General features: G+C 44.7%; 1 protein-coding gene. It reads right to left on the bottom strand.

Going from position 1 to position 940, the window contains the following annotated elements:
- Positions 1–303 precede the first annotated feature (303 nt).
- A complete protein-coding gene (gene tnpA / locus P1S46_12290) occupies positions 304–735 on the bottom strand; it encodes an IS200/IS605 family transposase (protein ID MDF1537246.1) in 432 nt (143 codons plus the stop codon).
- Between the last annotated feature and the right edge of the window lie 205 nt (positions 736–940).

The raw sequence follows: 940 nt of genomic DNA, 5'->3' as shown, positions 1-940 counted from the left end.
CATGGATTGCCTCTAGCTCTTCGATAGTAAGCTCTGGATTTTGCTGGACGTTTATATCGAATAATGCTTCTACAATAGGAGCTTTACTTAGTGTTGAACAATCTGACAAAATCGCCTCCTAGGGCTTTGAAACTTAAGGATACCATACCCTACAATGTAATATCATTACAAAGAATTTGCTCTTTCTATGATGTTCTTCACAGTTGTAGGTGTCCACACAGTCACGTACCCCCGGCAAAGCCGGGGGCTTGAACTGTGAACCGCTCAAAGCGGTTATTAAAACCTCGGGCCGCCTAAAGGCGGCTAACGCAACAACTGCAGTTGATCCAGACGACGATCCCCTGCTTCCTGACGACGGATATAGTCGCGGTTCATCTTTTCATCTCGACCTACAGTTGACACATAATAGCCACGTGCCCAAAAATGCTGACCTACAAAATTCCTGGCGCGACCACCATAAGTACGGGCAATGTGAATCGCGCTTTTGCCCTTCATATAACCAATTACTTGAGACACCGCGTATTTCGGGGGTATGAAAAGATAGATGTGGATATGATCAGTACAAACATGACCTTCCAACACCAAACTCTCCCGTTGACGTGCTAACTCCCGAAATGCTTCTCCCAAATCATTCCGTATTTGACCATACAATACCTTCCTGCGACACTTCGGGATCCATACCACGTGATACTTGCAATCCCACGCTGTATGGCTTAAGCTTTTTACATCGTTCAACGAAGGCCTCCTTTCCTGTAAACTTTGAGCGGTTCACAGGGGGAGGCTTTCATTTACTCCAGGTACTGTCAAACTTCTCGGGTCCCCCGGCAAAGCCGGGGGGTTTCCTTAGGTACTAAAGTAGTTGTGCCTGAAAAATTCATAACTAGTTGAATTTATTGGTTTATTTATTGATTTAGTGCTGTTAAAATCACCATAAATAGTT

The organism is bacterium, from assembly GCA_029210545.1.
Taxonomy (GTDB): Bacteria; BMS3Abin14; BMS3Abin14; order BMS3Abin14; family BMS3Abin14; genus JARGFV01.
The sequence above is the reverse complement of the archived record's forward strand: the minus strand, read 5'-3'. Positions and strand labels throughout refer to the sequence as shown.